The following is a 19214-nucleotide window of genomic DNA, read 5'->3' on the forward strand; positions in this document are numbered from 1 at the left end:
GCCAGCCGCCGGCGCACCATGCATCCGGTGCATCGGTCTAAATTGCGGCGTCCCTAACGCGACAACTGGTTGCGCGACGCCGCCGGGGAGCACCTATGAGCGCAGGTTTCATGCCCGACGAAGCTGTCATCGCCGGCATCAGGCGGGACCTCGACGCCTACGAGGCGCGGCGCAAGGCAGCCAAGCGCTCGGTGCTGTGGCGCGTGCCGCTTTACCTGGGCTTGCTGGTGCTGGTGGTCGCCGTTCTGGCGGTGGTGTTCAATCTTGCCGCCGACCCCGCCGAGACTTGGGTTTCGACGCCGCATCTCTATCTCTACGCGGTTGCCTTCATCGCCTCGTTCTTTGTCTATTTCCGCGCGGCCAAGCCGGCGGGTGATCTGCAGGCGTCGTTGCGCGAAAAGCTGCTGCCGATCGTGTTCGGGTTCGTCGGGGACATGCGGCTGGCAAAAGGCGAGACGCCCGGGAGCTTTGCGCGTCTGCCGCGCGAGACTATCGGCGATTACAGCGACAGCCATTTCGACGACATCGTCTCGGGCACATATGAGGGCTTTTCGTTCGAGCTCTACGAGACCGCGTTGTGGCGACGGGTGGATAAGTCGGACGTCACCCTGTTCGACGGCATCATCGTGGCGTTCGACATCGCGAAGCCCTTTCCGGGTACGCTGGTGGCGACACTGAAGACCAACACGGTGATGGGCTTCTTTCGCGAGATGTTCGGCGGCGGGCTGCAGGAGATTTCGTCAGGCGGCGAACTCGACAACGCCTATGACTTCCGCACCGACAACGTCGAGGCGGCGCAGCCGCTCGTGTCGGGACAGATGGCGCAGGCGCTGAACTGGCTCAAGGAAGCGTGGCCGGGCGAGCCGGCGCGGATCGCACTGACCGAGCGTGACGGATTCCTGCTCCTGCCGCACAAGAAGGAGTTCTTCGAGCTGCCGGCCTCGACCGTCGTGCTCGACTACAAGGCCCATATCGAGCCGATGATCGCCGACATGGCAACGATCCTGGCGACCGCAGCACTGGTACGCAAGATCGGCACCTGAACCCGTCGGCCGTTCGTTATCCGAAGCGCAGCTTCAGCCCGACGATGGCGAGGATGAAGACCAGCGTGATCGAGTTGGAGAGGATGACCGGCAGCGAGCCGAGCGCCACGCCATAGACGATCCATAGCGAGATGCCGGTGGCAAGCGCCGCGTTGGTGCCAAGCGAGATGTCGCCTGTCTTGCGCTCGCGCAGGATCTTCATGATCTGCGGCAGCCAGGCGAGCGTGGTCAGGATGGCGGCCGCGGCACCGACGATTTCGAATAGGGGATTCAAGGCGGGAGCTCTCGAAAAAGCACAAGACGTGCAGCGCGAGCTATGCCAGATCGGCGGGCGGCTGTGAAGCGGACGCACAAGTCTGGCCCAACGAAACGACGGCGCAAAACGTCGCGGGCCATTGCCGTCGTGCCACGGAATATCTCCCGTTTCGTGATCGGCCGACGAAAAATCCGACCATCGGATGGCTGTGCGATGACGGCGATGTGACGGCCTCCACGCCATGGCAGGCATGGCGATCCTTACTGCTGCAAGGGTGGCAAATCACTCGGCGCAATGCAGGCTGCTTTTGAATATGGCAGAAATAAGCCGCTGATTCTGTTCGATAATTTCACGCAACGTGATTTGCGTCCGGCTGGCCCGGCGGTCAATCTCCAGGTCGTTCGGCGGGCATTGCTGAGAGGGTGAAGCCCGCGAGGACGAGAAAGAACCGGAGTACCACACATGAACAAGTTTCTTGCAACGGCCGCCGCTTCGCTTGCCTTCATCGGTGCCGCTTATGCCGCCGACATCGAAGGTACCGTGCAGTCGGTCGACCCGGCGACGCGTTCCATCACGCTGGAGGACGGCAAGGTCTATGTCATCCCCGAGACCATCAAGGTCGACGAGTTGGCCGCTGGCGCCAAAGTGAAGGTGACCGTGGACGACACGACAGGTGCAGTGACCGCGATCGAAAAGGCCTCCTAAGGCCGGTTCGCGAAAGCGGCCTGCCGGCCCCAATATTGGCCAACGGCAGGCGCGTGACATTCTCGACACCTTCCAAGCTACCTTTTGGCCGGCCCTTCGCGGGTCGGCCATTCTTTTTCCGAGGCGTTTGACGCGTCAGAAAGCGATGGGAAAGTTCTCCGCGAGCCAATTCGTCGAGCGCTTGGCGGCGGCCAGCGTACCGTTGGCGGCGTGGCCGAGACCGGAACGGACCAGCGCGTAGCCGTTGGCTGTGCGGTAAAGCACGGACTGGCCGCCCTCGACGATGCCGGAATAGGCGGTGGGCCGGATTTCAGGCTGGGCCGGCGGCGTGGCCGGGGCTGATGCGAGCTGCGGCTCGGCAAAGACGGTGGTGCGGCAGATGCCTGTCACCAGCGGGTAGTCGTGATTGCCTTCGCGCAGGATGCGGCTCTTCATCGCCGCCTCGCAATCGGCGACCGAATTCCACTGCGCCGGCGTCTCGCCGATATATTCGCAGAGCTTGGCATCGCAGTCGCAGCCGACGATGGTCATGGCGACAAGGGCAGACTTGATCACGGGTCCGAATCCTCAGGGATTGTTGACGCCGTGATTTCTCCGCTTCGAACGCGGCGCCAGTTGGCCGCAATCATGGCATGACCGTGGCTGTGGCATTTCTATCTGCGGGTGTGCAGAAGGCGCGCTTGCTTCGTCTACCTGTCGAGCCCAGCGGCCTTGCGAAGAGCATCGTTCATCCGGGTCTGCCAGCCTTCGCCATCTGCCTTGAAGCGGGCGACCACATCGGGGTCGAGCCTGAGCAAGATAGATTGCTTCTTGTGCAGTGAAGGAGGACGCCCAATCTTGCGACGAAACAGCTCATCAGCGGGCTGTGCGTCGGGGTCGGCAACGGCATCGGCCGTGATGGCGCGGTCTTCCTCGTCGGAAATCTCTTCGAGCGAAATCAAGGCACGTCGACGTGCTTCCGCCATCCTGGCTTTTTCCGAGGCCGATCTAGAAACTTTGGACATAGATATCGATCTCCCGTCTGTTGGCCTTGCGCAGCGAGATGACACGACACGTGTCGCCTCGCTCGGTGTAGACGATCACATGGACACGGCTGCCAATGAGGCCAATGGCGACGAGGCGGGTTTCGCCATAGTCGGCCCTGTCGTCCTCAACGATCAGAGCGGTGTCGAATTCGGATGCGCGCGCACGCTCGAACGAAACGCCGTGCTTCGCTTCGTTGGTCTCAGCCTTTGCCTGATCCCATTCGAGCTTTGTGTCCGCCCCTCCAGACAATTAACGTATATACGAAAACATTCCTTAGGGCAAGAATTTCTGTATATACGCTAATGTCATGTCTGTTTCGGATGTGAACTTCGCAATCTTTCCCTTGCGCATTCGCCTGCGCGGCCAACAATAAGCGGGGAGGCGGCGGCGCATATGCCGTCGGGAGGGTGCGTTTGGTGAAGATCGGAGTGGTCAGAAACCCGGTGGCTGGCGGTGGCCGGCTGGACGCGCATTGGACGGAGATTGCGGCAGCTCTTTCCGAGCGCTTTGGCGACGTCGAATTTCGTGAGACGGACGAACCTGGCGACGGCTCGGTGATCGCCCGCGACCTCGTGGCGCTCGGTTGCGAGCTGGTGGTTGCAGCGGGCGGCGACGGCACGATCAGCGAAGTCGCCGACGGGTTGCTGCAAATGCAGGCGGAGACCGGGACCGTCGCGGCGCTCGGCGTCGTGCCATGCGGTACCGGTTCGGATTTTGCCCGAGGCATGGGCATTCCGACGGACGCCAAGGCGGCTGTCTCGCGGATTGCCGAGGGCGAGGACCGGATCATCGATGCTGGCCTCATTTCGTTCATCGACGAGCACGGCCGCCTGGCCAGCCGGCATTTCGTCAACATTGCCAGCCTCGGCATGTCGGGTGCGACGGTGCGGGCGGTGAATGCCGACCGGCGCAAGCGGTGGGTCTCGGCCAAGACGCTGTTCTTCTGGCGCACGGTGACCGAATTCGTGCGCTACCGTTTCCAGGACGTCCGCATCACAGTCGACGACGGCGAACCGGTCGAGGCCAAGGTGGCAATGGTGGCGGTGGCCAATGAAAGGTTCTTCGGCGGCGGCATGATGATCGCACCCGATGCCAAACCCGACGACGGGCTGTTCGACATCGTCATCCTGCGCGCGGCGAGCAAGCTGAAGCTGATCTTCGACCTGCGCCTGCTCTATGGTGGGCGCCACCGCAACCATCCCGCCATCACCATCCTGCGCGGACGAAAGGTCGTGGTCGAACCGCTGGGCGATCCGCTCGCCAATGCCGCGCTCGTCGACATAGACGGGGAATCGCCGGGGCACATTCCGGCGACCTACGAGATGATGGCGAGGGCGTTGAAGGTCAGGTGTTGATTCAGGTGGCTCGGAATCTGAGTCTAGGAACTGGCGTAGGCTGCTGAAATCATAGGGGCGAGGGTTAGGCGTCCATCTCCCTGACCATTGCCTCGATCTTTGCGGCCTTCTCGAAATGGTCGAGCTTGTGGGTGCGGATCCACCATTCGGCGGCTTCCATCAGAAGCTCCGGGTCGTCGTTCTTGTTGGCGAAAAACGCGTAGAACGACAGCCCTACTTCGGGGCCTTTGGCGGCGATCTTGCGCGCGCAGACGTCGAGTATTTTTGCTCTCAGGCTCGGCCGCATCGGAGAATCCTTCAGATGGATGGTCAGCGCTATCTCAGGCTAAGGCCGGGTGTCAAAGGCCGGGAATAGGGCAGGCTGTGCCGGGCGTTACCCTCCCCTTTGTGGGGAGGGTGGCCCGCAGGGCCGGGTGGGGGTACTCACCAAACTCTGTGCTTGCCGACCCCCACCCCGCTCCGCTTCGCGGATCGACCCTCACCACTTGGGGAAGGGTAACGTGCGCGTTCCGTCACAGCTTCGCCGGAAAACCCGGCGCGCGCAGGTCCGTGCCGACGGCATCCTCCAGCAGCTTGACGATCATCGTCGACCAGGCGTCGCCGCCATAGGCAGCCTTGCCCTGTTCGAAGATGGTGGCGACCCGGGAAGCAAGGTCGAGCGGCACGCCGAATTCCTGGCCCATGCCGAGCGCGAAGCCTAGATCCTTGAGCGCCAGGTCCATGGTGAAGCCGATGTCGTAGGAGCCGTTGAGCACCAACAGGCTTTCGGTTTCGTGGACGAAGCTGTTGCCGGAGGAAGCTGATATGGCGTGATAGGCCTGGGCGAGGTCGAGGCCGCCCTTCCTGGCCAGCATCAGCGCCTCACCGGCGGCGACGAGGTGGATGAAGGCCAGCATGTTGGTGATGACCTTGATCACTGCCGCCGAGCCGATCGGCCCCATCAGGAACGCGCGGGCGCACATTGCCTCGATCGCGGGGCGGTGGAGCTCGTAGAGGCCGGTATCGCCGCCGACCAGTGCGGTGATCTTGCCCTCGGCGGCGAGATGCACGCCGCCGGTGACGGGGCACTCCAGCGTGTAAACGCCGTTGTCGGCGGCGAGGTCGGCAAGCCGCAGGATCTCGTCACGGCCGTTGGTCGACATCTCGATCCAGGTGCCGCCCTTGGGCAGGCCGGCGAGCAGCCCGTCGGGCCCTGCCAGCACCGCCTCGCTGACCTTGGGCGATGGCAGGCAGGTGATGGCGTTGCCGGCGCGGGCAGCGGCGTCTGCCGGGCTCGATGCGGCGAGGGCACCCAGCGCCACGAGACGTTCGACGGCTTCGGGGTTGCGGTCATAGACGGCGACCTCGAAGCCGCCGCGCACAAGGCACGCCGCGAGGTTGGCGCCGAGATGGCCGAGGCCGATGAAGGCGTAGGCGAGGGGCTCGGTCACAGCAATTCTCAGGGCATCAACGGCGTCTGGACCATCTGCAAATGCAGGTGGGGACCGTCATAGGGGTTCGCCTCGCACACCGCCTCGTCGAGCTCGACGCCGAGGCCCGGTTCCTTCGACGGGATGACATGGCCGTCCTGCCATTCGATCTTCTTCTTCAGCAGCTTGGCGTGGAAGCCGTCCCACTGCTTGAGCGACTCGAGGATGAGAAAGTTGGGCAAGGTGACGGCGAGCTGGATGTTGGCCGCGCCGACAATCGGGCCGCAATAGCAGTGGGGTGCGATCTGGATGTGGTAGGCCTCGGCCATGGCGGCGATCTTCTTGGTCTCGAGGATGCCGCCCGAGCGGCCGAGGTCGGGCTGCAGGATGGTGGCGGCGCGGTTCTCGATGACGCGGGCAAACTCGAATTTTGTCGTCAGCCGCTCGCCGGTGGCGATGGGGATCGAGGTGCCGCGCGCCACCTCGGCCATGACTTCTGGCATGTCCGGCGGCACCGGCTCCTCGAACCAGAGCGGATCGTAGGGTTCGATGGCGCGCGCCATGCGCAGCGCGCCCGACGCGGTGAACTGGCCGTGCGTGCCGAACAATATGTCGGCGCGGGTGCCGACGGCCGCGCGGATGGCCTTCATCATGCGCACCGACAGGTCGATGTCGATCAGCCGGGGCTGGTGGCCGTCGAAGGCGGTCCACGGGCCGGCCGGGTCGAGCTTCACGGCGTTGAAGCCCTGGTCGACATAAAGAGCCGCGCATTCGGCAGCCATGTCGGGGTCGTTGTAGACGTTCTTGGGTGCCACGTCCTCGGTGTGGACGCTGCCGGTGTGCGGGTAGAGATAGGTATAGGAGCGCAGCGTCTCGTGCACCTGGCCGCCGAGCAGCTTGTAGACCGGCTTGCCGGCCTCCTTGCCGATGATGTCCCAGCAGGCGATTTCCAGCGCCGAAAAGCAACCCATGGCGGAGACGTCGGGTCGCTGGGTGAAGCCAGAGGAATAGCAGCGGCGGAACAGGTTCTCGATGTCGTGCGGATCCTGTCCCACGAGATAGCGCTCGGCCATGTCCTCGATCATCCGCGCCGTCACATGGGCCGAGAAGGTGGCGTTGTAGGCCTCGCCATAGCCAACCACGCCGCCGTCGGTGGTGAGCTTGACGAAGATGAAATACTTGCCGCCGATGCCGGGCGGCGGGTTGTTGACCACGAAGGTCTTGACGTCGGTGATCTTCATCGATGCTCCTCCCGGTAGCGTGAAATCGTTGACGTCTGGGGCTACCCCTCATCCCCTGCCGGACCTTCTCCCCGTAAGAACGGGGAGAAGGAGGCCAGCCGCAATGCTGGCGACCCCTCTCCCCGTCCTTCACGGGGAGAGGGTAAGGGTGAGGGGCGGCGCTGACGCTCGACACTGGTCACCCCACATCCTCCAGCACCAGTTCGGCACCCTTCCAACCGGTCATGATCGCAGCGGCGTTCGTGTTGCCGGTGATGTTGTCGGGGAAGATCGAGGCGTCGATGACGCGCAGGCCGGAGATGCCGTGGACGCGCAGGCGCGGGTCGACGACCGAGGTGGTCGCATCAGGGCCCATGCGGCAGGTTGAAACCGGGTGGTAGACTGTGCCCGAGCGCCTGCGGAAATCCTGAATCAAGTCGGCGTCGGAAGTGATTGACGGGCCTGGCAAAACCTCTTCCGCAATGATGTCCGACATGGGCGACTGCGCGGCGATCCGGCGCAGGAATTTCACCGCATCAAGCATCTCGGCGACGTCGCTTTCGGTCGAGTAGGCGTTGACCGTGATGCGGGGATGCACCGTCGGATCGGCGGAGCGGATCATGATCTCGCCGCGACTCGACGGCCGGCAGTTGGACAGGCCGATGGAGAAGCCGGGGAAAGGGTCGGGCGTCAGGATCGGGCGCTCGCCGGCCTTTGGCAGGACGGTCGAGAACACCTGGAAATAGAGCTGCATGTTGGGGCGGGTGCGCGACGGATCGGAGCGGAAGAAGCCGCCGCCCTGGTTCATGCTCATCGACAGCGGGCCGGTGCGCAAAGCGAGGTATTGCATGCCGACGAGCAGCTTGCCCCACCAGGGGCGCAAGACCTGGTTGAGCGTCGGCACCTTGGCCTTCCAGGTATAGTTGATGCCCTGATGGTCCTGAAGGTTGCGGCCGACATGCTTGTTGGCGTGAAGCACCGGGATGCCGACTTCGCCGAGCAGCGTCGCCGGGCCGATGCCCGAGAGCTGCAGCAGTTGCGGCGTGTTGACCGAGCCGCCAGACAGGATGACCTCGCGGCCGGCGCGGGCCGTCTTCTTGGCGCCGTTCTGCAAATACTCGACGCCGACGGCGCGCTTGCCCTCGAACAGCACTTTCGTCACCAGCGCATCGGTCTCGACGCGGACATTGGGACGTTTCATCGCCGGGCGCAGGAAGCCCCGCGCGGCCGACATGCGGCGGCCGTCTTTGGTGGTGATTTGATAAACGCCGACACCCTCTTGAGCCTCGCCGTTGAAGTCCTGATTCAACGGCAGCCCCGCCTGCTGGCTCGCCGCAAGGAAGCGGTAGGTTAGCGGATGGACGTTTTTCCTGTTGTCGGTGACGTGGATCGGCCCGCCCTTGCCGCGCAGCGCAGTCGCGCCGGCCTGGTTGTCCTCAATCGCCTTGAAGGCGGGCAGGAGGTCGCCAAAACCCCAGCCGGGATTGCCGGCGTCGCGCCAGGCGTCGAAGTCTTCGGCGGCACCGCGGATCCAGACCATGGCGTTGATCGAGCTCGACCCGCCGAGGATCTTGCCGCGCGGCCAGTGATCCTTGCTGCCGGCAAGGCCCGGATCGGCCTCGGCGGCATAATTCCAGTTCACTGCAGGGTCGAAGAAGGTCTTGCCGTAGCCGAGCGGCATCTGGACGAAGAAGCGCCGGTCGGTGCCGCCGGCTTCGAGCACGAGCACGGAATGACGGCCGCTGGCGGAGAGGCGCTCGGCGACCACCGAACCGGCGGAACCGGAACCGACAACGATGTAATCGAACGTCTGCATGCGGGCGGCGGCCTGTCTATTTCCACAATCCGGCCAGACTATCGCCTCGGCGAAAGGCTTCGGCGTCGGTTACGGCATGGCCTGTGAAAAATACGACTGGCCGATGCAACAGATGCGGCGTTGACGCCGCTGCCGCTGCAAAGTTACGGGTGGGGAAGCGAACGGTACAGGGAAATGACGATGGTGCAATATGCGGATGGCCAGCCGACGGGCGAGCTCACGCTGAGGACGCTGGCGATGCCGGCCGATGCCAATGCCGCCGGCGACATCTTCGGCGGCTGGGTGATGGCGCAGATGGACCTTGCATGCGGCATCCGCGCCGCCGAGCGCGCCCGTGGCCGCGTGGTGACGGCAGCGGTCAAGGAAATGGCCTTCGCCAAGCCGATGAAGATCGGCGACACGCTGTGCATCTACACCCATGTCGAGCGCGTCGGCCGCACCTCGATGACGCTCAAGGTCGAGGCCTGGGCGCAGCGCTATCTCTCCGACATGATGGAGAAGGTGACCGACGCCGATTTCGTCATGGTGGCGCTGGATGGCGAAGGCAAGCCCAAGCCGGTGCCAGCGGAGTAGACGTGCGGGGGCGAGCCTCGAAGGACACACCACAAACACAGCCCTTCACTCAGCCGCTGCGTCAAACCTCATGCGCGCCTCGGCGACGCGGCCCTGATTGTGCCGTGCCCATTCGCCCAGCGCAAAGACCGGAACCAGCAACTCGCGGCCGAGGTCGGTCAACTCATAGTCGACGCGCGGCGGAATGGTCGGGAAGACCGTGCGGGTGAGGAAGCCGTCGCGCTCGAGCCCGCGCAGGGTGGTGGTCAGCATCTTCTGGGAAATGCCGCCGACGGCGTGGCGCAACTCGTTGAAGCGCATCGGGCCATCGCCGAGCTTGCCGACGACGAGCACGGTCCATTTGTCGCCGACACGCTGCAGGATATCGCTGACGGCGCGACAATCCTCGGTGCGGTGCGGGTGCCTCGGTATCAAAAAAGTGCCTCCTTGTGCGCGTGAAATACAGTCACCTATATAGCGTCGGTATCCATCAGTTACCAGTATCGCTTCGATACCCACGCCCGAAAGGTTCCTGTCATGTCCAAACCCAAGATCGCCATAGTCGTCGGCTCGACGCGCGCCGCCCGCTTCGCCGACACGCCGGTGGAGTGGATCGCCAAGATTGCAAAATCCCATGCGGATATCGAGGTCGAAGTTGTCGACCTGAGAGATTTCCCGCTGCCCTTCTTCGATGAGGTCGCCTCGTCTGCCTGGGTGCCCTCGCAGAGCGACGTGGCTCAACGCTGGCAAAAGAAGGTCGCCGAGTTCGACGGCTTCATCTTCACCGCTGCCGAATACAACCACGGCCCGACGGCGGTGCTGAAGAACGCGCTCGATTACGCCGCCAAGGAGTGGAACAAGAAGCCCGCCGGCTTCGTCGGCTATGGTGGCGTCGGTGGCGCGCGCGCCGTCGAGCAGTTGCGCATGCATGCGGTGGAACTGCAGATGGCGCCGACCAAGGCCGCCGTGCACATCGTCTGGGGCGATTTCCTGGCGGTGCGCCAGGGCGAGAAGAAGCTCTCGGACATCGAGCATCTCAACCAGGCAGCCAACGGCCTGATCGAAGAGATCAGCTGGTGGGCGAAGGCGCTGAAGATCGCGCGCGAGTCGGATGTCCTGGCTGAGGAAGCCAAGGCGGCCTGAGCAGCACGTGAACGACATTCCTCCCAGGGAATTGGGGGCGGCCCAGTGCCGCCCTTTTTTGTTGGCCGGTTAGTGCCCAGACTTGCCGTGGCTGCCGGGCAGGCGGGAAGCCAGCACCTTGTCGATGCGGCGCCCGTCGAGGTCGACGACCTCGAAGCGCCAGCCCTGCGCGTCGACGCATTCGCCCGTCGTCGGCAAATGGTGCATGTGCGACAGCACATAGCCGGCGACGGTTTCGTAGTCGCGGTTCTCGGGCAGGTCGATGCTGAGCTGGTCGGCCATCTCGTCGGCCTGCATGTAGCCGGCAAGCAGCCACGAGCCGTCCTCGCGCTGGACGGCATTGTCGACGTCGTCCTCGTCGAGATCGGAGCGGAACACGCCGGTGATCGCCTCGAGGATGTCGGCCGGCGAAACGATGCCTTCGAAATGGCCGTATTCGTCATGGACCAGCGCCATGGGCACTTCCGACTGCTTGAGCGTGGCGAGCACGTCGAGCGCGTCGGCTTGGTCGTGGGCAATCGGGGCGGTGCGCACATGCTTGCGCGGATCGAAGGCACGGCCGGCCAGGAGCGATGCGAGGATTTCCCGGGTCTGGACGACGCCGACCATGGCATCGACCGAGCCTTCGCCGGCGGGCAGGCGCGAATGCTGGGTTTCCATCAACAGCTTGCGGGTGGCCGCTTCGTCGGCCTGCAGGTTGATCCAGTCGACCTCGGTACGCGGGGTCATGACGGCGCGCACGGCGCGGTCGCCCAGGCGCATGACGCCGGCGATCATGCGGCGCTCGTCGGATTCGATGGTGCCGTGATGCTCGGCCTCGGCGACGAGCATCTTGATCTCCTCGTCGGTGACCTTTTCTTCGCTTTCGCCGCGCTGGCCGAGCAGCCACAACACGCCGCGGCCCGAGATGTCGAGCAGCCAGACCAGGGGGGCGGCGACCTTGGCCAGCAGCGCCATGGCGGGCGCAACACGGACGGCGACGCCTTCGGGGTCGCGAAGTGCGATCTGCTTGGGCACGAGTTCGCCGATGATCAGCGAGCCATAGGTGATGGCGGCAACGACGATGCCGACGCCGAGTGCGTCGGCGGCGCCGGCGCGCACGCCATATTCTGCAAGGACGCCACTCAGCCGCTGGCCCAGCGTGGCGCCGGAGAAGGCGCCGGAAAGCACGCCGACAAGCGTGATGCCGATCTGCACCGAGGACAGGAACCTGCCCGGGTTGGCGCCCAGTTCAAGCGCGCGACCAGCACCCGTGATGTTGCGGTCGATCATCGCCTTGAGGCGAGCTGGGCGGGAGGAGACGATGGCAAGTTCGGACATTGCCAGGAGGCCGTTCACACAGATGAGGACGACCACGATACCGATTTCAGCGTAAAGCATAATGATCGCTGCATAGCATTGCTTCCGCCCCTTCGAAAAGACGGCAGCGAAAATACTCTTACGTCAGGGCAGGACGCGGCGGCTATTCGTGCGGCGCAAGTACCGCAACCTTGACCTTGCCGTCGGTAAAGTAGGGGTCGCCACCGCCGTTGCGGCCTGTCTTGGTGAGCCCGATGCCGGGAACCGTCTCGACCGACAGGACGCGTCCGGCTGCGGTGAGATCGCGGATCACCTGGTCGCGCTCGGCGTCTATGTCGGGGGCAATGTGGTGCGTGATCTCGCCGGTGTCATGGCTGACGCCGACGCCACGGTCGAAGCTCGCGGCGCCGTACCAGGTCGGTCGGCCGTCGGGCCCGAGGGCGAATGTCAGCCACAGGCGAATGTGATGGCGCGTGTCGGGGCTCTTGCCGGCCGGCTTTTCGAAAGCGATGTCCTGCGGGCGGCCGTCGAGCAGCAGGGTGGATACAGGGGCATCGCGATAGGACCGGTCGAGCAGCACGCTTTCGCCGATTTCGAGCGACGATTTGAGGGAAAGGCCATCGGCGCGGTTCCAGCCTGCCGCAGCGAAAGCCCCGAGCAGATCGGCCTCGGTGCCGACAAGGCCGACATTGATGGGGTCGCCGGGGATGCCTTGCGGCGTGGTGGTCAGCAGGGCCGGGGGCTTGAGGCCATCGCGCAGGATGCGGAACGACCAGAATTCGGGCGCGGCGAAATAGGCGAGCGCGATATAGCTCGCGCACAAGGCCGCAAACCACAGGGTCGCCTGTCTGTGCAGTTTGCCCCTTGCCATCAGATGCTGCCGCCGGAGATGGATGAAGCCGGATTTCTATCCCTATTCAGGGTCGGGAGCAAACCGGAGCGCCGTGCAGCGATGCCGCGTCAGCGGCAGGCGCGATAGCCGTTGCGGCGCTGCTTGATGTCGAAATGGAAGTGGTTGCGGTGGTCGTAGTTGTAGCCGGGGCCGAGCACCGTGTTGAAATAGCTGCAGCCGTCGGCACGGATGGTGTTGAGGAAGCCACGGGTGCGGAAGGCAAACAGGCCCGGCTTTTCGACGTCAATGTCGCGGCCGTTGTTGAGCTCAATGCGCATGATGTCGAGCGCATTGCCCTTGCCGTGTTCCGACAGGGTGCGCGAGCCGGCGATCTTCCGGCAGGAGTAGCTCGAACCCTGATGGATCGTCTTGACGCCGGAGAAATAGCGCAGGCGCGCGGCCGGCACCAGGTCACGCTTGGTCCAGGCCGCGAAGCTGGCTGCCATCTGGCAGGTGACGGTGGCTGCCGGCTTCATCTGTACCGAGCCGATGGCCGAGACCTTCACCGGATAGTCGATGCCGCAGGCAGCACCGTTGCTGATCGACGGCAGGTCGCGATACTGCACGTCGAGCTTCTTGAGGTCGGCGCGGCAATCGACCTCGTCGGCCGGCATGACTGCCGGTCGCATCGGCGCCGTCTGCGGCTGGTTCGAAGGATCGTCGAGCCTGGGATAGGCGACCATGGAGGGATTGGAGGGCACAAGCGTCTGCAGCCCGCGGGCTGGGACAAGGGCCGCGGTCCTTACCGGCTGCGGCTGCTGCGGCTCGATCTGGCCGAGATTTTCAGCCTGTGCGTCCAGTGTCGGTTCGATAGCCGGGGGAACCGACGCCATCGTAGGATCGGACATGTCATAGGTCAGGTCGGCGGCATCTGCGGGCGCGGCATTTGCCTGCGGAATGGCTTCGACAGGCGCCAGCGAGGCGGTCTGCGAGCCGACATCGACGGCCGGCTGGAGCGCGAAGACGTCGCCCGACGTACAGGAGCTGACACCAAGGCCGACCACGACAAGCGTCGTGGCAAGCAGCAAGGCGCGCCGGCGCGAGGCACGGCGCGATGGTTCGGCTGGGCTGGCGGCGCGCGAATCTGCGGCCATGCGAAGGCTCCTGTCCCCTTGAGGGACTAAGCCTAGCTGCCAACGGTAAAGGAAAGATCAGCGCTGCGGTTCACAGCTGCGGCCGAATTGCGGCGCGGGCCTATTGGCAGAAGGTGCCGCCGTTGCGCCGAGGGGCGAGGTCGAAGTGGAAATGCAGGGCGTGGTCAGCATCGCTGCCGGGGCCAAGCACGGTCTTGAACGGGCCGCAGGCGGCCTTGCGGATTTGAGAGAGGAACTTGGCATTCTTCGCTGGCGGTGCCGGCTCGACATCAATGGCCGTGCCCTTGGTCAGGGTGAAGCGGGATATGTCGAGCGCATTGCCGAAGGCGTGTTCCGACAGCTTCCTGGTGCCGTTGCGCGGGCGGCAGACATAGGCCGAGGCCTGGCCGACCGTTGCCAGCTCCTCGCCGAACTCGGCCTTTGCCGCCGGTGAGATGACGTTTGTGGCAAAGCGCGCCGAGGCTTCGGCGGCGGCACAGTTGATGACGGCGTCGGGCGCAATGTCGATCGAGGCGGCAAGCCGCTTCAGCTTGAGCGGAAAGGGCAGTGCGCAGCCGTCGTCATCGCTTTGGGGGGCTGCCTCCTCGAACTCGGCGCCCAGCAGCTTGAGGCGGGCTCGGCAAGCCGTCTCGTCGGCAGGCATGGTGGTGGGCCGCTCTGCATGGGAGCGCTTGTCGGGCAGCATCTTCGGCGCTGGTGGGCCGAACATCTCCCCGGTGGAGGGTTTGCCGGGCGCCCGACCGGGACGCACAGGTGGTACGGGCACTGCGGCCGGTACAGCTTCGGCATGCAGCGGCGTTTCAGGTATTGGCGGGCCGAACATCGGGCGCTCTGGTCGCTGGGCCGCAGGCGGGCGCGGCCGGGGTGTCGGGATCGCGGCCTGCCCCGTCGCCTGCACTTCGGCTGCCGGCGATAGTTCGGGCAGGGGCGGCGCAGGGGCAGCCTGCGGCACCGGTGCGCGAACGGGCAAGGCGGGCCTTCCGCTATCGGCAAAGCCGTGCGGCATCACGGCGAAAGTCGCCAGCGGCAGTATCAGGATCAGGGAAAACAGGCGGCGCTTGCATCTGTGCATCGGCGCTCAACGTCACCGGCCGGCCGCGGGTTGCCGAAGCAGGGGATGCAGGGTCATCAAATTCGGTGACGGGACTGTCATCAATGAAGGCAGGCGAGGCCGCTCACGCGCCCAGCGCCTCGAGCCCTTCTTCAAGCCAATCGCCCAGCATCGGCATGCCAAGCAGATATTTGGCGGTGCGGCGATTGCCCCGCTGCCGCGCTTCGGCGACCGCGTCCGACCATTCCGCGGCGTCGTAGTCGCCGCGCCCGACCCAGGCGAGTGCCACGAGCTCGGCCGCCTGGTCGACATTGAGGTCGGCGATCAGCCCGCGCAGCTCTTTTTCCGTGAGGTTTTCCGCCTCTTCCTCGGCGAGCCCGTCGTGACGATGGTTGTCGTGGGTGTCGCCGTCATATTCGATCTCGTGTTCGGCGCCGTCCTCGTAATCCTCGTTGACGCCGGCGCTGATCGCCTTGGCCTTGAGGATGAACAGCCTGACGGTGTCCGGGCCGATGGTCAGGTCCCACTCTTTTTCGCGCCGCTGCTGCACGAGCGTGCTCCTGTTGCCTTCCCCCGGCTGATGATAGCGCATTTGGCGGCAACGTCACTGCCTCGATATTCGCGGCGTGGTTGCCGTGGTTGACATGACTTTAGGAGAGGCGGATATAGCGCGCCTTCCTCCCCCCTCCAGACGGTATTTCCCCATGGCTTTTCTGCTTTCGCCCAAGGTTCTTCCTGTGCTGATGCTGATCGCGTCCAACGTGTTCATGACGTTCGCCTGGTACGGGCACCTGAAGTTCAAGGCGGCTCCGCTCTATGCGGCGGTCATTTTCTCCTGGCTGATCGCCTTCTTCGAATACTGGCTGGCGGTGCCGGCCAACCGCATTGGCCACGAGTTTTATACGGCGGCGGAACTGAAGACGATTCAGGAGGTGGTCACGCTCAGTGTCTTCGTGATCTTCTCGGTGTTCTATCTCAAGGAAGGCATCACCTGGAACCACGCCATGGGCTTCGCACTGATTGCCGGCGGGGCGGCGCTGATTTTCCGCGGCTGAGGCAGGACGAAATGCTGCCTTCGATGCGTTGACCTTGTCGGGGACGCATCGGTGGAGGTAGCCATGCAGACGCGATTTCTGAGACTTCTGGCAGGGGCGCTGGTGTCCTTGCCGCTGTTTGCCGTTCCCGCATTCTCCGCCGATGGTGGCGGAGGCGGCAATTCAGGCGGCGGCAATTCCGGCGGGGGTATGGGCGGTGGCGGTGGCAACGGCGGCGACCAGGTGAAGTGCCGCACCGGCCTCGTCTACAACAAGAAGACCAAGAAGTGCGAAGCGCCCAAGGCCGGCATGATCGACGACGACAGCCTGTACCTGGCCGGCCGTGCACTAGCCATGGACGGCAGGTATGACGACGCGATCAAGGTACTGACGCTCGCCGCCGACAAGACCGACGCGCGCATCCTCAACTATCTCGGCTATTCCCACCGCAAGGCCGGGCGAATCCTCGTCGGGCTCGGCTACTACCAGGAGGCGATCCTCAACGATCCCGACTACATGCCGGTGCGCGAATATATGGGCGAGGCGCATCTGACGCTCGGCGACGTCGCCGGAGCACGGCTGCAGCTGTCGGAGATCGAGAAGCGCTGTGGGGTAGGCTGCCGCGAATACGGCCTGCTGGCCGAACAGATCGAAACCTATCTCAAGGGCTAGGCTTGAAATGCTGCTCGGAACCGGCATTGCATGCAGCTTCGGCAACATGGCTCGGATGAAATGCGGCCTCAAATGCGTTACTCTGGCGATGGGCAAATTTTAGGAGGTAGCGATGCAGACCCGAATTGCGAAAGTGCTTGCTGGCGTTGTCGTGTCGCTGCCCTTGCTGGCGGCGCCGGTGTTCTCGGCCGATAGCGGCGGGAGCAGCAGCGGCGACGAGGTGAAATGCAACAACGGCATGGTCTACAATAAGAAGACCAAGAAATGCGAACCGCCCAAGGCCGGCATGATCGACGACGACAGCCTCTATTCGGCGGGCCGTGCACTTGCCATGGACGGCAAGTATGACGAGGCGATCAAGGTGCTGACGCTTGCCGCCGACAAGACCGACCCGCGCATCCTCAACTATCTCGGCTATTCGCACCGCAAGGCCGGCCGCGTGCTCGTCGGCCTCGGCTACTACCAGGAAGCGCTGCGCAACAATCCCGACTACACGCTGGTGCGCGAATACATGGGCGAGGCGCACCTGATGCTCGGCGATGTCGCGGCTGCCCGCGTGCAACTGTCGGAGATCGGGAAGCGCTGCGGCAAGGGCTGCCGCGAATACGGCCTGCTGGAACAACAGATCGACGCCTATCTGCGGGGGTAGCCGGCGCTGTAAGGCAGTAGGGCTGTAGGGCAAATACTGACTGCCCTATTCCCCTACTGCCTTATTGCCTTGCCCCTAATCCCCCCGCGACAGCCTGACGATGGTGCCGTTGCTTTCGTCGGTGAGCAGCCAGACCGAGCCATCCGGGGCGACGTTGACATCCCTGATTCGGCCGAACGCGCCGTCGAGCATCCGTTCCTCGTCGAGAACGTTGCCCTTGGCGTCGCGGTCGAGGCGGCTCAGCAACTCGAACTTCAGCGAACCGACGAGAAGGTCGCCTTTCCATTCCGGGAACATGTCGCCCTGATAGCTGGCGAGCCCGGAAGGAGCGATCGACGGGTCCCAGTAATACAGCGGTTGCTCGTAACCCTTGGCTGATGTGCCGACGCCGATCTTTTCGCCGGAATAGTCCCTGCCGTAGGTGATGACCGGCCAGCCATAATTCCTGCCGGCCAGCGGGCGGTTCAATTCGTCGCCACCCTGGGCACCATGCTCGACGGTGATCAGCCCGCCCAGCACCGGATCGAAGGTTGCACCTTGCAGGTTGCGATGGCCCTTGGACCATATTTCCGGCGCCATGACCTTGCCGTCGGGCGAGGGATTGTCGGCCGGAACCGAGCCGTCGGCATTGATGCGGATGACGGCGCCGGCATGGTCGTGCATGTCCTGGGCGCGATTGCCATCGCCGCGGTCGCCGGTGGTGACGAACAGCGTGCCGTCGTCGTTGACGACGATTCGCGAGCCGAAATGCTGTCCGGCATTGCTCTTGCGGTTCATCGAGAAGATGACTTTCACCTCTTCGAGCCGCGCGGCAGCACCTTCCCGGACCAGCTTCGCCCGGGCAAGGGCCGTGCCCGCGCCGCCGCGTCCGGGCTCGGAGAAGCTGAAGAAGATGGTGCCGGAACGTTCGAAGTCGCGTGCGACGGCGATGTCGAGCAGGCCGCCCTGGCCGCGGACCTGGACCTTCGGCACTCCAGCCACCGGCGCCGACAGTCCGTCTTGCGACAGGATGCGGATATTGCCGGAGCGCTCGGTGATGATGGCTTCGTTGCCCGGCAGGAAGTCGAGCCCCCAAGGGTGGTCGAGCCCATCGGCAATGACGTCGGCGCGCAGCGTGACGTTGTCTGTGTTGTAGCTTTGGCTCTCGGCGAGGGCCGGCGAACCAACCAGGGCGAACATGAATGCGAGTAGCGGCGTGCTGTTGCTCATCTATCGGACATAGGTGGAAAGGCCGGCGCGGCAACGGGGATAGAGCATCAAAGCAATCACAAGCGGGTGAAGCGGGGACGGCTCAGGTTGTCTGCACCAACAGGTCTATGGTGGTAAACGAATTTTTTGACGTGAATTCTGCGGCAGGATTGCTATATTCGCCGGAGATAGAGGTGAGACGGTTCCGTTAGCCGAGGCTGCCGGACCGTTTTCTTTTTTTGTGCCTCGCGGCAGCAATAGGCAAGCCGCGCGGCAAAGGCCAGGAGAGGTCGACTATGAACAAGGTTCCGATGACGGCGGGTGGATTCGTCGCGCTGAAGGAAGAGCTGCGCTGGCGCCAGCAGGAAGAGCGTCCGCGCATCATCGAGGCCATTGCCGAGGCGCGCTCGCATGGCGACCTTTCGGAGAATGCCGAATACCATGCCGCCAAGGAATCGCAGAGCCTCAACGAGGGCCGGGTCAACGAACTCGAGGACCTGATCGCGCGCGCCGAGGTGATCGATGTCACCAAGCTGAACGGCGACAAGATCAAGTTCGGCGCCACCGTTGTGCTCGTCGACGATGATACCGAGGAAAAGAAGACCTATCAGATCGTCGGCGACCAGGAAGCCGACGTGAAGTCGGGCCGCATCTCGATCTCCTCGCCGATCGCGCGCGCGCTGATCGGCAAGGAAGTCGGCGACGCCATCGAGGTCAACGCGCCGGGCGGCGCACGCGGCTACGAAATCGTCCAGGTGCAGTTCATCTGAGGCAACAGGCGGCATTGGCTGTGGCGATGCCGGATCAGAC

General features: G+C 64.2%; 24 protein-coding genes. 9 read left to right on the forward strand and 15 right to left on the reverse strand.

The annotated features are described in order from the left end of the window. Positions 1-95 precede the first annotated feature (95 nt). Positions 96-1043, forward strand: coding sequence for a DUF3137 domain-containing protein (locus CO731_RS12365; RefSeq protein WP_108607357.1), 948 nt, complete (start codon positions 96-98; stop codon positions 1041-1043). 16 nt (positions 1044-1059) lie between these two features. Here CO731_RS12365 and CO731_RS12370 read toward each other — a convergent pair whose 3' ends face one another. Then, on the reverse strand, positions 1060-1317 hold the full coding sequence (locus CO731_RS12370; RefSeq protein WP_108607358.1) for a SemiSWEET transporter: 258 nt from the start codon (positions 1315-1317) through the stop codon (positions 1060-1062). Between the two features lie 444 nt (positions 1318-1761). Between CO731_RS12370 and CO731_RS12375 the strand changes: the two genes are divergently transcribed. Then, complete coding sequence (locus tag CO731_RS12375) at positions 1762-2004, forward strand: DUF1344 domain-containing protein (RefSeq protein WP_108607359.1); 243 nt, start codon at positions 1762-1764, stop codon at positions 2002-2004. A 135-nt stretch (positions 2005-2139) separates the two neighbouring features. Here CO731_RS12375 and CO731_RS12380 read toward each other — a convergent pair whose 3' ends face one another. The 3 genes from CO731_RS12380 to CO731_RS12390 form a co-directional block, all read right to left on the reverse strand. Beyond that, a complete protein-coding gene (locus CO731_RS12380) occupies positions 2140-2559 on the reverse strand; it encodes a hypothetical protein (RefSeq protein WP_108607360.1) in 420 nt (139 codons plus the stop codon). A 134-nt stretch (positions 2560-2693) separates the two neighbouring features. Further along, positions 2694-2969, reverse strand: a complete 276-nt coding sequence (locus CO731_RS12385; protein ID WP_245439755.1) for a BrnA antitoxin family protein — start codon at positions 2967-2969, stop codon at positions 2694-2696. Positions 2970-2991: 22 nt separating this feature from the next. Next, positions 2992-3279 (reverse strand): BrnT family toxin, encoded by a 288-nt coding sequence (locus CO731_RS12390; RefSeq protein ID WP_108607362.1) that lies wholly within the window; start codon positions 3277-3279, stop codon positions 2992-2994. Positions 3280-3446: 167 nt separating this feature from the next. Here CO731_RS12390 and CO731_RS12395 point away from each other — a divergent pair, with 167 nt between their 5' ends. Further along, positions 3447-4385 (forward strand): diacylglycerol kinase family protein, encoded by a 939-nt coding sequence (locus tag CO731_RS12395; protein ID WP_108609798.1) that lies wholly within the window; start codon positions 3447-3449, stop codon positions 4383-4385. Between the two features lie 64 nt (positions 4386-4449). Here CO731_RS12395 and CO731_RS12400 read toward each other — a convergent pair whose 3' ends face one another. The 4 genes from CO731_RS12400 to CO731_RS12415 form a co-directional block, all read right to left on the reverse strand. Next, positions 4450-4671, reverse strand: coding sequence for a DUF6500 family protein (locus tag CO731_RS12400; protein ID WP_108607363.1), 222 nt, complete (start codon positions 4669-4671; stop codon positions 4450-4452). 226 nt (positions 4672-4897) lie between these two features. Beyond that, positions 4898-5815 (reverse strand): NAD(P)-dependent oxidoreductase, encoded by a 918-nt coding sequence (locus CO731_RS12405; protein WP_108607364.1) that lies wholly within the window; start codon positions 5813-5815, stop codon positions 4898-4900. Between the two features lie 8 nt (positions 5816-5823). Continuing rightward, positions 5824-7035 carry a mandelate racemase/muconate lactonizing enzyme family protein gene (locus tag CO731_RS12410; protein ID WP_108607365.1) on the reverse strand — a complete coding sequence of 404 codons (1212 nt, stop codon included), beginning with the start codon at positions 7033-7035 and terminating at the stop codon, positions 5824-5826. Positions 7036-7213: 178 nt separating this feature from the next. Beyond that, positions 7214-8830 carry a GMC family oxidoreductase N-terminal domain-containing protein gene (locus tag CO731_RS12415; RefSeq protein ID WP_108607366.1) on the reverse strand — a complete coding sequence of 539 codons (1617 nt, stop codon included), beginning with the start codon at positions 8828-8830 and terminating at the stop codon, positions 7214-7216. Positions 8831-9010: 180 nt separating this feature from the next. On the opposite strand from CO731_RS12415, the gene CO731_RS12420 reads away from it, so the two are divergent. Further along, entirely contained in the window at positions 9011-9403 is a 393-nt protein-coding gene (locus tag CO731_RS12420; protein WP_108607367.1) for an acyl-CoA thioesterase, read from the forward strand. Between the two features lie 45 nt (positions 9404-9448). On the opposite strand, the gene CO731_RS12425 is transcribed toward CO731_RS12420, so the two are convergent. Next, positions 9449-9817 (reverse strand): helix-turn-helix domain-containing protein, encoded by a 369-nt coding sequence (locus tag CO731_RS12425; protein WP_108607368.1) that lies wholly within the window; start codon positions 9815-9817, stop codon positions 9449-9451. 102 nt (positions 9818-9919) lie between these two features. Between CO731_RS12425 and CO731_RS12430 the strand changes: the two genes are divergently transcribed. After that, positions 9920-10525 (forward strand): NAD(P)H-dependent oxidoreductase, encoded by a 606-nt coding sequence (locus CO731_RS12430; protein ID WP_108607369.1) that lies wholly within the window; start codon positions 9920-9922, stop codon positions 10523-10525. Positions 10526-10594: 69 nt separating this feature from the next. On the opposite strand, the gene CO731_RS12435 is transcribed toward CO731_RS12430, so the two are convergent. The 5 genes from CO731_RS12435 to CO731_RS12455 all read right to left on the reverse strand — a co-directional run bounded on the left by CO731_RS12435 (position 10595) and on the right by CO731_RS12455 (position 15411). Further along, on the reverse strand, positions 10595-11905 hold the full coding sequence (locus CO731_RS12435; RefSeq protein ID WP_108607370.1) for a hemolysin family protein: 1311 nt from the start codon (positions 11903-11905) through the stop codon (positions 10595-10597). A gap of 82 nt (positions 11906-11987) precedes the next feature. After that, positions 11988-12695 (reverse strand): LssY C-terminal domain-containing protein, encoded by a 708-nt coding sequence (locus CO731_RS12440; protein WP_108607371.1) that lies wholly within the window; start codon positions 12693-12695, stop codon positions 11988-11990. Between the two features lie 89 nt (positions 12696-12784). Beyond that, entirely contained in the window at positions 12785-13810 is a 1026-nt protein-coding gene (locus tag CO731_RS12445) for an extensin family protein (protein WP_245439757.1), read from the reverse strand. 100 nt (positions 13811-13910) lie between these two features. Further along, complete coding sequence (locus tag CO731_RS12450) at positions 13911-14882, reverse strand: extensin family protein (RefSeq protein ID WP_108607372.1); 972 nt, start codon at positions 14880-14882, stop codon at positions 13911-13913. 103 nt (positions 14883-14985) lie between these two features. Then, positions 14986-15411 (reverse strand): DUF3775 domain-containing protein, encoded by a 426-nt coding sequence (locus CO731_RS12455; RefSeq protein ID WP_108609800.1) that lies wholly within the window; start codon positions 15409-15411, stop codon positions 14986-14988. 154 nt (positions 15412-15565) lie between these two features. Between CO731_RS12455 and CO731_RS12460 the strand changes: the two genes are divergently transcribed. The 3 genes from CO731_RS12460 to CO731_RS12470 all read left to right on the forward strand — a co-directional run bounded on the left by CO731_RS12460 (position 15566) and on the right by CO731_RS12470 (position 17216). After that, positions 15566-15916, forward strand: coding sequence for a DMT family protein (locus tag CO731_RS12460; protein ID WP_108607373.1), 351 nt, complete (start codon positions 15566-15568; stop codon positions 15914-15916). Positions 15917-15979: 63 nt separating this feature from the next. Continuing rightward, entirely contained in the window at positions 15980-16567 is a 588-nt protein-coding gene (locus CO731_RS12465) for a tetratricopeptide repeat protein (RefSeq protein ID WP_108607374.1), read from the forward strand. A 112-nt stretch (positions 16568-16679) separates the two neighbouring features. Further along, the gene (locus CO731_RS12470; RefSeq protein ID WP_108607375.1) at positions 16680-17216 is read left to right on the forward strand and encodes a tetratricopeptide repeat protein; all 537 of its coding nucleotides are present in this window, start codon (positions 16680-16682) and stop codon (positions 17214-17216) included. Between the two features lie 75 nt (positions 17217-17291). Here CO731_RS12470 and CO731_RS12475 read toward each other — a convergent pair whose 3' ends face one another. Then, positions 17292-18425: a PQQ-dependent sugar dehydrogenase gene (locus tag CO731_RS12475; RefSeq protein WP_108607376.1), complete on the reverse strand. Its 1134-nt coding sequence runs from the start codon at positions 18423-18425 to the stop codon at positions 17292-17294. A gap of 275 nt (positions 18426-18700) precedes the next feature. Here CO731_RS12475 and greA point away from each other — a divergent pair, with 275 nt between their 5' ends. Beyond that, a complete protein-coding gene (gene greA, locus CO731_RS12480; RefSeq protein WP_055970348.1) occupies positions 18701-19174 on the forward strand; it encodes a transcription elongation factor GreA in 474 nt (157 codons plus the stop codon). The last annotated feature ends 40 nt before the right edge of the window (positions 19175-19214 follow it).

This window comes from Aminobacter sp. MSH1 (assembly GCF_003071665.1).
Lineage (GTDB): Bacteria > Pseudomonadota > Alphaproteobacteria > Rhizobiales > Rhizobiaceae > Aminobacter > Aminobacter niigataensis.